This window comes from Streptomyces sp. NPDC059895, from assembly GCF_042731035.1.
GTDB lineage: Bacteria > Actinomycetota > Actinomycetes > Streptomycetales > Streptomycetaceae > Streptomyces.
Genome location: NZ_JBHWKO010000004.1, coordinates 101528 through 114898, shown reverse-complemented (window position 1 = coordinate 114898; position 13371 = coordinate 101528). Strand labels below are relative to the sequence as shown.

At 73.1% G+C, this 13371-nt stretch carries 8 protein-coding genes and 2 tRNA genes; 4 read left to right on the top strand and 6 right to left on the bottom strand.

The window, feature by feature from the left end:
- Window positions 1-18 precede the first annotated feature (18 nt).
- Window positions 19-1674: a long-chain fatty acid--CoA ligase gene (locus ACFV9M_RS06320; RefSeq protein WP_385063663.1), complete on the top strand. Its 1656-nt coding sequence runs from the start codon at window positions 19-21 to the stop codon at window positions 1672-1674.
- A 209-nt stretch (window positions 1675-1883) separates the two neighbouring features.
- Here the strand turns inward: ACFV9M_RS06320 and ACFV9M_RS06315 are convergent, their stop codons facing one another.
- Window positions 1884-3149 carry an MFS transporter gene (locus ACFV9M_RS06315; RefSeq protein ID WP_385063665.1) on the bottom strand — a complete coding sequence of 422 codons (1266 nt, stop codon included), beginning with the start codon at window positions 3147-3149 and terminating at the stop codon, window positions 1884-1886.
- Between the two features lie 181 nt (window positions 3150-3330).
- Here ACFV9M_RS06315 and ACFV9M_RS06310 point away from each other — a divergent pair, with 181 nt between their 5' ends.
- Window positions 3331-3933, top strand: coding sequence for a TetR family transcriptional regulator (locus ACFV9M_RS06310; protein WP_385063667.1), 603 nt, complete (start codon window positions 3331-3333; stop codon window positions 3931-3933).
- A 13-nt stretch (window positions 3934-3946) separates the two neighbouring features.
- Here the strand turns inward: ACFV9M_RS06310 and ACFV9M_RS06305 are convergent, their stop codons facing one another.
- Both ACFV9M_RS06305 and ACFV9M_RS06300 read right to left on the bottom strand, forming a co-directional pair.
- The gene (locus ACFV9M_RS06305; RefSeq protein WP_385063669.1) at window positions 3947-8953 is read right to left on the bottom strand and encodes a PAS domain-containing protein; all 5007 of its coding nucleotides are present in this window, start codon (window positions 8951-8953) and stop codon (window positions 3947-3949) included.
- A gap of 286 nt (window positions 8954-9239) precedes the next feature.
- The gene (locus ACFV9M_RS06300) at window positions 9240-9719 is read right to left on the bottom strand and encodes an SSI family serine proteinase inhibitor (protein ID WP_385063671.1); all 480 of its coding nucleotides are present in this window, start codon (window positions 9717-9719) and stop codon (window positions 9240-9242) included.
- Window positions 9720-9875: 156 nt separating this feature from the next.
- Here ACFV9M_RS06300 and ACFV9M_RS06295 point away from each other — a divergent pair.
- Window positions 9876-9966: transfer RNA gene (locus tag ACFV9M_RS06295), tRNA-Ser, on the top strand.
- A gap of 208 nt (window positions 9967-10174) precedes the next feature.
- Window positions 10175-10247: transfer RNA gene (locus ACFV9M_RS06290), tRNA-Arg, on the top strand.
- Window positions 10248-10337: 90 nt separating this feature from the next.
- On the opposite strand, the gene xerC is transcribed toward ACFV9M_RS06290, so the two are convergent.
- Genes xerC through ACFV9M_RS06275 form a run of 3 tightly spaced genes read right to left on the bottom strand, consistent with a single transcriptional unit; the run spans window position 10338 to window position 13263 of the window.
- Window positions 10338-11621: a tyrosine recombinase XerC gene (gene xerC, locus ACFV9M_RS06285; RefSeq protein ID WP_385063673.1), complete on the bottom strand. Its 1284-nt coding sequence runs from the start codon at window positions 11619-11621 to the stop codon at window positions 10338-10340.
- Entirely contained in the window at window positions 11621-11803 is a 183-nt protein-coding gene (locus ACFV9M_RS06280; RefSeq protein ID WP_360723721.1) for a helix-turn-helix domain-containing protein, read from the bottom strand. The genes xerC and ACFV9M_RS06280 overlap by 1 nt, the downstream gene beginning before the upstream one ends.
- Window positions 11800-13263 carry a replication initiator gene (locus ACFV9M_RS06275; protein ID WP_385063675.1) on the bottom strand — a complete coding sequence of 488 codons (1464 nt, stop codon included), beginning with the start codon at window positions 13261-13263 and terminating at the stop codon, window positions 11800-11802. Before ACFV9M_RS06275 ends, ACFV9M_RS06280 begins: the two co-directional genes overlap by 4 nt.
- Window positions 13264-13371 lie beyond the last annotated feature (108 nt).

The window sequence follows — 13371 nt, the reverse complement described above, 5'->3', positions numbered from 1 at the left end:
CGCACCTGGGAGGACGCCGTGCTGAGCACCATGCAGGACGTACCGCTGCTGATCTCGAGGATCCTGACCCACGGGTCGACGATCCACGGCACCTCGCAGGTGACCACCTGGACCGGTGAGGGCGCCCCGCACCGCCGCTCCTACGCCGAGATCGGCGCCCGCGCGGCCCAGCTGGCGCACGCCCTGCGCGAGGACCTCGGGGTCGTCGACGACGACCGGGTCGCGACCCTGGCCTGGAACAACGCCGAGCACGTCGAGGCCTACTTCGCGATCCCCTCCATGGGCGCGGTCCTGCACACCCTCAACCTGCGCCTGCCCCCGGAGCAGCTCACCTGGATCGTCCACCACGCGGCCGACAAGGTCGTGATCGCCAACGGGTCGCTGCTGCCGCTGCTGGCCCCGCTGCTCCCGCACCTGAAGACGGTCGAGCACGTGGTCGTGACCGGCCCCGGCGACCGCTCCCTCCTCGCGGGCGCGAGCGTCCGGGTGCACGAGTACGAGGACCTCATCGCCGGCAAGCCGACCTCCTACGACTGGCCCGAGCTGGACGAACGCCAGGCCGCCGCGATGTGCTACACCTCCGGCACGACCGGTGACCCCAAGGGTGTGGTCTACAGCCACCGTTCGATCTACCTGCACTCCATGCAGGTCAACATGGCCCAGTCGATGGGCCTGACCGACCAGGACACGTCACTGGTCGTCGTGCCCCAGTTCCACGTCAACGCCTGGGGCCTGCCGCACGCCACCTTCATGACCGGCGTGAACATGCTGATGCCGGACCGCTTCCTCCAGCCCGCGCCGCTCGCCGAGATGATCGAGTCGGAGAAGCCGACCCACGCCGCCGCCGTCCCCACCATCTGGCAGGGACTCCTCGCGGAGCTGACCGCCAGGCCGCGCGACGTCTCCACCCTCACCCAGGTCACCATCGGCGGCTCGGCGTGTCCGCCCTCCCTGATGACGGCCTTCGACGACCTCGGCATGCGCGTCTGCCACGCGTGGGGCATGACGGAGACCTCCCCGCTGGGCACCATCGCCCGTCCGCCGGCCCAGGCGGTCGGCACCGACGAGGAGTTCGCCTACCGCCTCACCCAGGGCCGCTTCCCGGCCGGCGTCGAGGCCCGTCTCACCGGCCCCGGCGGCGAGCGCCTCCCCTGGGACGGCGAGTCCGCGGGCGAACTGGAGGTCCGCGGTTCCTGGATCGCCGGCGCCTACTACAACGGCTCCGACGCCGAACCCCTGCGTCCCGCCGACAAGTTCAGCGAGGACGGCTGGCTGAAGACGGGCGACGTCGGCACCATCTCCCCCGACGGCTTCCTCACCCTCACCGACCGCGCCAAGGACGTCATCAAGTCCGGCGGCGAGTGGATCTCGTCCGTCGAGCTGGAGAACGCGCTGATGTCCCACCCGGACGTCGCCGAGGCGGCCGTCGTCGCCGTCCCCGACGACAGGTGGGGCGAACGCCCGCTGGCCACGGTCGTGCTGAAGGAGGGCTCCACCGCCGACTTCGAGACCCTGCGCGCCTTCCTCGCCCAGGAGGGCAGGATCGCCAAGTGGCAGCTCCCGGAGCGCTGGACGATCATCGAGGCGGTTCCGAAGACGAGCGTGGGCAAGTTCGACAAGAAGGTGCTGCGCCGGCAGTACGCGGAGGGGGCGCTGGACGTCACGCGGCTCTGAACGGCGCACAGCCACCGGCGGACACAGCCCCTGGGCGGCCCTCGAAGGCCCGCCCAGGGGCTGCTGCGATTCGGGCCGCCGCCATCACGGCCGTACGGTCACCGCCGCGTCGTCACGGCCGTACGGTCACCGCCGCGCCGTAACGCCGTACGGTCACCGCCGTACCGTCACGGTCCTAGCGTCGCCGCCGTACCGTCACGGTCCTACCGTCACCGCCGTACCGCGGTGGCCCCCCATCCCACCGCCAGCCACACCCCGGCCACCGCGACCACGCCGCTCCAGCCCCAGTGGGTGAAGGCGAGGCCGGCCAGGGCCGAGGCGGTGGCGCCGCCGGCGAAGCCCGCGACGACGTAGGCGCTGTTGGCGGTGGCCGGCTCGGAGGTGGTGGTGAGCGCGAGGGTCTGGTTGGCGACGTGGGAGGCGACGAGGGCCGCGTGGATGGCGATCGCGGCCACGAAGAGCGCCGGCATCACCTGGCCGCCCAGCCAGAACAGCGGCACGGACACGGCGGCGAGCAGGTACGCGGTGCGGACGACCCGGGCGGCGCCGAAGCGGTCGACCAGACCGCCGGCGAGCGGCGCGACGAGGCTGGCGGCGAGGCCGAAGAGACCGAAGAGGCCGGCGGTCGCGGTGGACAGGCCGTAGGGCCGGCCGGTCAGCAGCAGCGCCAGCGAGGTCCACAGTGCGCTCCAGGCGCCGTACATGCCGGCCTGCCGCACGCACGCCCGCCACAGGTCGGACGAGTGGCGCACCAGGCCGGGCATGTCGCGCAGGCCGGTGAAAAGCCCGCCCTCGCGCCGGCGGCCGCGTTCGGAGGGCAGGGCGGCGGCGGTCAGCAGGCCGAGCGCGGTGGTGAGGACGGCCGCGCCGATGAACACCGCCCGCCAGCCGAAGGCCTGCCCGGCGAGTCCGCCGAGGACGCGGGCCGCGACGATGCCGGTGAACAGCCCGGCGACGACCGCGGCGACATGGCGGGCGCGGTGGTGGGCGGGGGCGCGTTCGGCGACCAGCGGGACGAGCAGCTGCGGGACGACGGTCGCCGCGGAGGCGATGAGCACGGCGGCGGCGAGTGCGGTGGTCCCGGCGGCCACGGCGCCGGTGACCAGCGCGGCCGCGGCGACGAGGGACAGCACGGCGACCAGCGGGCGCCGGTTGACACGGTCCCCGAGCGGGGCGAAGAAGAGCAGGCCGGCGGCGTAGCCGAACTGGGCGACCGAGGCGATCCAGGCCACGGCCGACGGCGTGGAGCCGAAGTCCCGGGCGATGAGCGGGAGCAGCGGGGCCGCGACGTAGATGTTGCCGGCCGTGACGGCGGTGCACAGGGCGATGAGGGGGAGGAACAGGCGGCCGGAGAAGAGGCCGGTGCCGCCCTCGGCGGGCGCCGGGGCCGGCCGGGCCCTGCGGCCCTGCTCGGTGTCCTGGACCCCCGGGGCCTGCGGGGCCTGTCGGGTCTGCTGCGGGGTGGCGGACGGCATGGCGGCGGTTTGCTCCTTCGAGCCGGCACTGGTGCTGAGCGCTGAGCGCTGAGCGCTGAGCGCTGCGCACTGAGCACCAGTAACTAACCAGTTGGTTGGACAAGGGGAGGAACAGTCTCGGACGGCCGTCCATTCCCTGTCAACCAACCAGTTGGTTACTTGGCGTGGCTACCATGTCCCCATGGCAACGAGCAGCCCCCGCACCACCACCCCTCGCGACCCCGAGGCCACCAAGGCGCGCATCTTCGAGGCCGCGGTCGCCGAGTTCGCCCGGTACGGCATCGCGGGCGCCCGCATCGACCGCATCGCCGCCGAGGCCCGGGCCAACAAGCAGCTCATCTACGCGTACTTCGGCAACAAGGCGGAGCTGTTCACGCAGGTCCTCGGCCGCTGCATGGTGGACCTCGCCGCCTCCGTCCCCGTCGACCCGGACGACGTCGAGGGCTGGATGGACCGGCTGATGGACTACCACGCCACCCATCCCGAACTCCTGCGTCTCCTCTACTGGGAGGGCATCGAGTACGGCACCGCCCACCTCCCCGACGAGACGGAACGGCAGGAGCACTACGCCCGCAAGGTCGCCGCCGTCCAGGACGGCCAGGACCGCGGGGTGATCAGCGACGCGATTCCCGCCCGCGACCTGATGTTCCTGCTGGTCGCACTGGCGAACTGGGCCACCGCCGTACCGCAGATGAGCCGCATCCTGGTGGGCGGCGGGGACGACGACCACGCCCGCCTGCGCGCCTCCGTGAAGGAGGCGGCCCGCAGACTGGTAGCCCTCTAGCTAGCCCTCTAGCTCAGTTGGTGCCGATCCGCGCGAGCAGGTCCACGATCCGGGACTGGACCTCCGTACTGGTGGACCGTTCCGCGAGGAACAGCACCGTCTCGCCGGAGGCCAGCCGGGGCAGGTCCGCCTGGTCGACGGCGGCCGTGTAGACGACCAGCGGGGTGCGGTTGAGCTGCTGGTTCGCCCGCAGCCAGTCGACGATCCCGGCCCGGCCCCGGTGCACCTGCATCAGGTCCATCACCACCAGGTTCGGCCGCAGTTGCGAGGCCAGCGTGACCGCGTCCGCGTCGCTCGCCGCCCGTGCCACCTGCATCCCGCGCCGCTCCAGCGTCGCGGTCAGCGCCAGCGCTATCTCCGCGTGCTCCTCGATCAGCAGCACCCGCGGCGGATGCTGCTCACTGTCCCGCGGCGCGAGCGCCTTCAGCAGAACGGCGGGATCGGCGCCGTACGCCGCGTCGCGCGAGGCCTGTCCGAGCCCGGCCGTGACGAGCACCGGCACCTCGGCGGCCACCGCCGCCTGCCGCAGCGACTGCAACGCGGTCCGTGTGATCGGTCCGGTCAGCGGGTCCACGAACAGCGCGGCCGGGAAGGCGGCGATCTGCGCGTCGACCTCCTCGCGCGAGTGCACGATGACGGGCCGGTAGCCGCGGTCGCTGAGCGCCTGCTGGGTGTGCACGTCCGGCGCCGGCCACACCAGCAGCCGACGCGGGTTGTCCAACGGCTCCGGCGGCAGCTCGTCGTCCATCGGCTGCGGGCGCGGCGGATCCGCCACCTCGACGGCACCACCCGGACCGTCGAGCGGCTCGGGCCCCTCGGCGGCGTTCTCGTCCGGCGCTCCTATGGCGTACGACCGGCCGACGCCCTCGGTCCCGGGCGCGGGCCGCGCCTGTCCGGGCAACGGCTGCCCCGTGAGGGAGGGCTGCGGGACGACCGGCTGCGGAGCGGCAGGCGCCGCCGCTGCCTGGGGCCCGACGGCCCGCGGTACGGATGCCCGGGGCTCGGAGGCCTGCGGCACGGGCGCCTTCGGCACGCCGGGATGCGGTACGGCGGGCTGGTCGGCCGACGGGTGCGGACGGGCCGTCTGCTCCGGTCGCGCGGCCGGGTCGGGCGGCGTGCCCAGCTTGCGCCGCCGCCCGGAACCGCCGGGGGCGTGCGGGGCCGGGGTGGCCGTGGACGGGGGCACCTGCGCCTGCGGGGTCTGCGGGACATGCGGGACGTGCGGGGCCTGCGGGACCTGGGCGGTCTGGCGGGTGAAGGGCACGCCCTGGCCGAGGGTGCGGACACTGATCGCCCGGCCCTGCGTGGAGTTGGGGTCCACGGCCGCGGCGGCTGCGGCCGCTGCCGCGGCAGCCGCGGATTCGGCGGGCAGCGGCTGCGCGGCCCGCGTCTGTGCCCGAGCCTGCGCTTGTGCCTGCGCCTGTGCGACGGCCTCGGGGGGGAGCGGGGTGCCCGTGCTCGGGGTGTTGGTGCCCGACGGCGCGGTGCCCGGGGCCGGCGCCGCGGGCTGCTCGGTCGCGGGAGCCGGGACTGCCTCGGCGGGCAGCGGCTGCCCCGGAGCGGGCGGCCGGCCTGCGGGGGCCTGTGCGCCGGGGGCCTGGGCGGAGTCCTGCGGGGGCGCGCCGGCCTGCCCCGACGCCGGCGGCAGCGGAGCGCCCGCGGGCTGAGCGGGGGTCGGCCGAGCGAGGCCGGCCGGTTGTCCGGCGACCGGCTGACCGGGAGCCGACGGCTCCGGCAGGGGCTGCGCGGGCACCGGCTGACCGGGCACCGGCTGCGCGGGCACCGGCACGGCCTGCCTGCCTGGAGCCGCGCCACCCTGGGAGCGAACCGCCTCACCGGCCCCACCGGGCTGCTGTCCGGCCGCGGCCCGCTGCCCCGGCACGGGCACCGTTCGACCGGGACCGTCCTGGACCTGGGGCTGCGCCTGGACCTCGGCCGACTCCGCCGCCGGCGGGGACACCGCCCTGCGCCGACGGCCGGTCGGGGCGTTCGTCGGATGCGGCTGCGGCGGAGTGTGGTCGTCGGCCTGGTCGTGCGGTACGGCGTCGTGCCGGCCGTGGTCGGCCGACGCGTCGTCGGCCACGCCCTGAACGGGCGCCACGGCCTGCGGAGGAACGGGCACCTGCCCCGGCACCGGCAGCCCGGGAACGGGAACGGAACCGGGAACGGGAACGGGAGTGGGCACCGGCTGACCGACGACGGGCACCGGCTGCCCGGGAACGGGCACCGGCTGCCCGGGAACGGGCACCGGCTGCCCGGGAACGGGCACCGGCTGCCCGGGAACAGGCACCGGCTGACCTGGAACAGGCACCGGCTGACCTGGAACAGGAAGCGGCTGCCCGGCAAGGGGAACCGCAGTGCCCCCTGGTGCCACGGGAGAGACCCCGGGCGGCAGGGGAGATGCCCCGGGCGGCAGGGGAGAGCCCCCGGGCGCCACAGGGGAGCCCCCAGGCGGCATGGTGCCCGGAACCTGCCCCACGGCCCGCGCCTCGACGGCAGCGCCCGGTCCGTCGGACGCCCGGTCCGCCTCGGCCGGCGGCAGGGCGAACACCGTGCGGGGCCCCGCCTCCTGCGCGGCGGCACGTTCCGTCGCCGCGGCCAGCGCGCGCCGTCGGCGTCCCGTCGGCTCCGAGCCCTCCGCGGGGTCCTGCGCCTCGCCGCCCGCGACCGCGGGCAGGGCGGCCGGCAGGGCCTGCGGTTCGTCCGTGGCGCGCCGGGCTCGCCGGCCGCCGGGCTGGGGCACTCCCTGCGGCGGAACGGTGCCGCCGAGGCCCGTACCCGACGCGGCGGTCCCCGCCGCGTGTTCGGCGGCCGTCACGACGGCCCCCTCGGCCACCCCGGTGTCGGCGCCGCCGCCCTGTCCGGCGCCCTGTCCGGCCTGTTCGGCCGGTCGCCCTCGCCGCCGCCCGCTTCCTCCGGACTCACCGGTTCCGTCAGGGGCCTCCACGTCGTCCACCGGACCGGCGGCCGAAGCCTCGTCGGCAGCCAGGGCACGCCGGCGACGCCGTCCGGTCGGCGCGACGGACTCCGCCTCGACGCCGTCGGCCGCGCCGGCGCCCGCGCCCGCGACCTCGCTCTCCAGGAAGGCGTCGACGGACGACCGCCGGGCCCGCCGCCGCCCCGCGCCGGAACCGTGTCCGGCCTCGGCACCCTCAGCAGCGCCCGCTTCCGTCATCTCGGGAGGCATCGCCGGTGCCACGGCGGGTGCAATGGCGGGTGCCATGGCCGGTGCCGGTGCCGGTGCCGGTGCCGAAGCCGTCGCCGGCACCGGGCCCTGTACCGGTGCCCCGCCTTCCGCCGCCGGCAGGGCGAACGCGCCGCCGCCGGCCGCGACGGCCTGCCCGGCGGCGACCGCTCCCGCGCCCCCGCCCAACGGCACTTCGAGGACGTACGCGCTGCCGCTCATCCCCGGCACCTCGTGCGTCTGGAGCACACCGCCGTGCGCCCGCACGATCCCGCGCACGATCGGCTCGTGCACCGGGTCGCCCCCGGCGTACGGCCCACGCACCTCGATCCGGACCACCTCACCGCGCTGCGCGGCGGCGACCACGACCGTGCTGTCCATGTAACCGCCCGTCGAGACGGGCGCGTTGCCGGTGGCGTCGACGCCCGCGACGTCGGCCACCAGGTGCGCGAGCGCGGTCGCGAGGAGCCGCGCGTCGACCTCGGCCTCGATGGGCGGCGCGTGCACGGCGAACTGCACCCGTCCCGGCCCGACGAGCTCGACGGCCCCGTCGACACCGGCGGCGACGACGGCGTCGAGCATCACCTTCGTACGGCTGATGTCCTCGCTGCCGGCGTCGAGCCGCTGGTAGCCGAGGACGTTGTCGATGAGGGTGGTGATGCGCGCGTAGCCCGCAGAGAGGTGGTGCAGCACCTGGTTGGCCTCGGGCCACAGCTGCCCCGCGTCGTCCGCGGCGAGCGCGGACAGCTCGCGGCGCAGCTCGTCGAGGGGTCCGCGCAGCGACCGCCCCAGCAAGGTCAGCAACTGCTCGTGCCGGGCGGCCAGGGCCTCGTACCGGTCCTTCTCCCGCTCCCCCAGGGCGGCGTAGCGCTCCTCGCCGGCGGAGAGCTCCTCCGCGTGCCGCTCGCGCAGCTCCTCCAGCTCGGTGACGTGCTGCTGGCGCAGGGCGGTGAGGTCGGAGGCGTGCTCCTCGGAGAGCCGTTCCAGCTCGTCGGCGTGCTTCTTCGCGAGGGCGTCCTTCTCCTCGGCGAGGGCGTCGAACGGCCGCCGGTCGGTGAAGGTCATCACGGCACCGACCAGCTGGTCGCCGTCCCGCACGGGCGCGGTCGTCAGATCGACGGAGACCTTGTCCCCCGACTTCGACCACACCACCTGCCCGCGCACCCGGTGCTTGCGCCCGGACCGCAGGGTGTCGGCGAGCGGCGACTCGTCGTACGGGAAGGGGGAGCCGTCGGCGCGCGAGTGCAGCATGAGCGTGTGGAGCTCCTTGCCGCCGAGATCGCTCGCCCGGTAGCCCAGGATCTGAGCGGCGGCCGGATTGACGAGCACGATCCGCCCGTCGGTGTCCGTCCCCACGACCCCCTCGGACGCGGCCCGCAGGATCATCTCGGTCTGCCGCTGGGAACGCGCCAGCTCCGCCTCGGTGTCGACGGTTCCCGACAGGTCGCGTACGACGAGCATGAGCAGCTCGTCGCTGGCGTAGCCGTAGCTGTCGTAGGCCTGCTGCCCGTTCTCCAGGTTCGCGCTGGTGACCTCGACCGGGAACTCGCTGCCGTCGGTGCGCCGGGCGACCATCCGCGTCGGCTTGGTCCGGCCGCGCGGATCCATGTGGTCGGGCCGCCGCATGGACCCCGGGATCAGCTTGGAGTCGAACTGCGGCAGCAGATCGAGGAGCCCGCGCCCCACGAGCGCGGTACCGGGCGCCTCGAACGCCTCCAACGCGATCGTGTTCGCGTTCACGACGGTTCCGTTGGCGTTGACCAGCAGCAACGCGTCGGGAAGTGCGTCGAGTATGGCTGCGAGGCGAGCAGCGCCTCGGGATGGCCTGCTGCTCACGAGTCGCTTCCTCCCTGTTACCGCACCTTGCCGACCGCTCGGGTCATCTTGCCAACCGTCCCGCAGCGTGTCACGCGAGGGAGTCTAAGGGCTGGGGCAGCGCTCGGGGCGCCGGATGAGAGGGAGCTCGCACGACGAAGTGACGCAGAACCCGTGACCACGCGCTCCGGTTTCGCCGGATCTTCGCGCCACGTTTACGGGACGGGTGCTTCCGCCATGAGCGAGCTGTGCGAGCGGCGGCCGCCGCTCGCACCCGACACGAACACCGGGGCTCCGGGACGGACCCTCACCGCGCGACGGCCGGCCCCACGTCCGGCAGCAGCGGCACGAACCGGTCCCACCGCTCGATCTCGCACCCGTCGCGGCGGTCGTACGTCGCGTCGACGCTCCGCCCGGCCCACCGCCCGGTGACGCGTGCGGTGGCCGGCCCGCCGTACAGCATGGTGCACATGCTGCCGTCCGGCACCGGCGCGAAGGCGTCCTTGCCCCACCGCGTGTTCCGGTCCACCGCCCGGCAGGCACCGGACGCGTCCGGGTGGCTTCCGCGGTCCGGACGGCAGTACACCTGGAACGTCCCGTCCAGCCCCCGCCCCGCTCCCCTCACGGTGACCGTGAGGTGATCCCCTTCCCCCGGCGACGCGTGCGCCGCGGACGGTCCGGGGCCGACGGCCGGCGAGCCGAGGAGGACGGAAACGGCGGAGAGGGTGAGGCCGAGCCGCCGAAACGGCGTGACCTGGACCGCGGTGTCGAGCGCGACGGGCAACATGCCCTGACTAACGCCCCGCCCGCGGCGACGTTCCGCCCCGCGAGGTCTTTGCCCTTCGGCCCGACTGCCTAGTACCGTAGAGGCCGATTGGTGACACGACGCTCGACTGTGTCATCATCTGCACGCACCACTCGCACACACGCGAGCGGATGTGCTGGAGGCGTCGCCTAGTCCGGTCTATGGCGCCGCACTGCTAATGCGGTTTGGGCCTTAAAGCCCATCGAGGGTTCAAATCCCTCCGCCTCCGCCCTCACCCGAAGCCCCGGTCCTCCCGACCGGGGCTTCGTCGTTGCCGCGCCGAAGCCCCGGAACCCCCCTGTGGGGCGTTTTCGCAGGTCACAAGGGGTGTGGGAATCGGATTTCACATGACGGCGGCAGTCATGTAATGTTCTTCCTGTCGCCGCGAGCGGGCCGGAAGGGCCGGGAGCGGAAAGACAAAAAAAGAAGAATGACAAGCACTCGTAGCTTAACGGATAGAGCATCTGACTACGGATCAGAAGGTTGCAGGTTCGAATCCTGCCGAGTGCACAGCAGACCAGAGGCCCTGTGGAGCAATCCACAGGGCCTCTGGCTTTTGCCTTGACGGCAGTGTTTGACGGCAACCGGGTGACGGGCCGATCAGACGGCGACCGGGACACCGGCCGGGCCGTCGTCATCGTCCGGATCATCGCCGTCACCCCTCAGGGCGTCCCCGACGCGATCGAAGGCCGAGCGCTGCGAGTCGAGCCGGACGAAGGTGTAGATGTCCATGGTCACGCGGATCGAGCTGTGGCCGAGGACTTCCATGATCATGCGAGCGTCGGCGCCCTGTTCGTGGAGGAGTGACGCACAGGTGTGGCGCAGGTCGTGGAAGCGGACCTTGCGGACGCCGGCCCGGAGGCACAGCACCTCGAAGGAGCGGTTCAGGTTCCGCGGCTCGATCGGCGTTCCGTTCTTCGTGGTGAAGACAAGGCCCTGACCCGTCCCCTTCCAGTTGTTGCCCGCTCCCTTCCGGTCGGCGATCTGCTGGGCGCGCTGAGCCCGGAGCGCGGTCACGCACTCGGCCGGCAGGGCCACGCGCCGGGCCGAGCGCTGCGTCTTCGGAGCGACGATCAGCAGCTCGCCGCCGACCCGTTGCAGAGCCTGCCGCACGGTGAGGACGCCTTCGTGGAGATCCACGTCCGACCAGCGCAGCCCGAGCAGCTCGCCGCGCCGCAGACCGATGCGGACCGCCAGCTCGTACGCGGCCCAGAGCCGGTTGTCCCGCGCCGCCGCCAGGAGCTGACGCCCTTCCTTGGCGGTGAGCGGTTCGATCTCGCGTTTCGTTCCCATGCTCAGCTCGACGTTCCGGGCCACGTTGCGCGGCAGCTCGTCCTCACGCACAGCGTGCTGAAGGGCAGCTCGCAGGATCACCAGCAGGAAGCGCACGGTCCTGTCAGAGGGGAGCTTCTTGCAGCACTTGCCGAGGGCGCAGCAGCGCCGCTTGTGCTCCGGCCGCTTCCTGTCCTTGCCCTGTGCGCAGCACTGGCAGGTGACGGCCGTCTTCGAAAGGAAGGCGCGAATGTCGCGGGCAGTGAGCCGGACCAGCTTCTTGCGGCCGAAGTCCGGGGTGACGTAGTTGCGGACGAGGGACTCGTAGTTCACGTAGGTCGTCCGCCGAACCTTGCCCTGGGCGACGTTCGCCAGCCAGTACGCCAGGTACTCGGCAACGGTCATCTTGTTGGTGGCGACCGGGAGGCCGCTGAGGGAGTTGGCCTTGAGCTTGGTGAGCTTCTCGTGGGCGTCGTCCCAGGTCTTGCCGTAGACGATGCGCCGCTTGTAGGTGCCGTCTGTCGTGAGGACGTACGCGCTTCCCTCCCAACGTCCGTCCTTGCGGAGGTAGATGGTGCCCTCGTTGTTGGGGTTCTTCTTCGGCTTGGTCATCAGGCGGCTTCCTGCTCGGTGCGGAGGGATATGTAGGCGTTCACGGCGGCTTCGCTGATGCGTCGGCAGCGGCCGATCTTGAAGGAGGCGAGTTCGCGGGAGCGGATCAGGTCGTGGACCTTCCAGCGGCTGATACCGAGACGCTCGGCGACCTGGTCCACGGTGAGCACGGCCGTCGTCATGCGGGCACCAGCCCTTCTTTCTTGGCGCGTTGGGAGTGGGCGATGTCGTGGCGGACCTGGGCGGCGAGGAGCTCTTCGCCGGGGCGGTAGCCGCTGCTGAGGTAGGTCCATGAGGAGTCGGTGACGAGGGTGGTGTTCTCGTCGTCGACCGGGAGGCCGGCGCGGATGCGAGCGGCTTCGGCTTGGGCGATGCGCCAGGCTCGGCGTACGTCGCGGAGGGCGCCGAGGGTGGTCGAGTAGGCGCGTGACTTGCTGGAGAAGTGGCTGCGGAAGCCGAGCATGTGGGCCCACTTCCAGAGCTTGAGGTCGGCGAACTCGGGAAGGTGGCCGAGAGCCCAGGCGGTGCGGATCATCTGCCGCGCGTGCTGCTGTACCGGGAGGCTGGTGAGGGATTCGGCCTGGCCGGAGCCGTCGCAGTCGGCGCAGAGGTCGCGGAAGCCGTCGGGGCCGCGTACGTAGCCGCGTCCGGCGCAGGGGCGGCACACGAGGGTGCGGTCTACGGTGCCCGCGCCCTCGGCGTTCTTGGTGGCGTACTTGGCGACGTATCCGGCGACCTTGGCGTCGGTGAGTTCGCCGTCTCCCAGGGCGGAGATCTCATCCACCTGGAACCGGTCGCCCCACCGGATGACCCGCTCGCCGACCGCGTCCGACTCGATGATGAGCCGGGCCCGCTCGACGGCCAGGCCGACGGCGACGCGGAGCGCGTCGAAGGTGGCCCAGGCCGGGGGCGAGGTGGTGTGGCCGTCGGGACCGTCGAAGCGGACGACCGCGTGGAAGTGGACCAGGCCCCGTTGCTGATACTCGGCGACCTTGGCGAAGGAGACCCGGAGAGCGGTGTTCAGCGCCTTCTGCGTCATGCCCAGGTGCTCTGCGAGGGCGCGGCGCAGGTAGGTCGTGAAGCGTGCCCACAGGGCTCCGGCGTGCGCGTTCCACAGCACGGCGCCGGTGTAGTCGTAGCTCTCCGGGTGGAGAGGAGTGCCAAGGTCGGGAGCGTCTTCGGCGTGGCTCTCGCCGCAAGCGCAGGGGCGAGGCGTGCCCGCGGCGGTCGTAGGGCGGTTGTGGACGGGGCCGAAGGACGGGGCGGTGAGGGTGACGAAGGCGCGCGGGTGGTCCCGCACGGCTTCGGCGACGTTCTTGCCGCCGGACAGTCCGGCCTTGATCAGGTGGTAGGTGTCGGCCGCGTAGAGGCGGGAGCAGGCCGGGCAGCGGGAGGCGCGGCGGTTGCCGCAGGTGGTGAGGAGACGGCCGGAAGGTTCGTCCTCGGAGCGGTAGGAACGGACGATCTGCTGGGTGGCCTGGTCGGTGGTGATCGTCCAGCCGCGCAGGTTGACCGGGCTGGTGCAGCCGCGCAGGCTGCGGACCTGCTCTGTCACACGGTCGAAGTCGTCGGTGTTGGCCAGTTCGACCAGGTCCCGCAGGCCGGGGCTGATGATGTGGCGCAGGTCGAGGGGGCGGCGCATGACTGGCAGGGCGTCCTTTCTGGCGCGATGGTGAGACCTGCGGGCAGCAGCGATTCAGTGCGCTCGGGCTGCTGCCCGCAGGCATGGCAGGTCGAGCCCAGGAGCGGG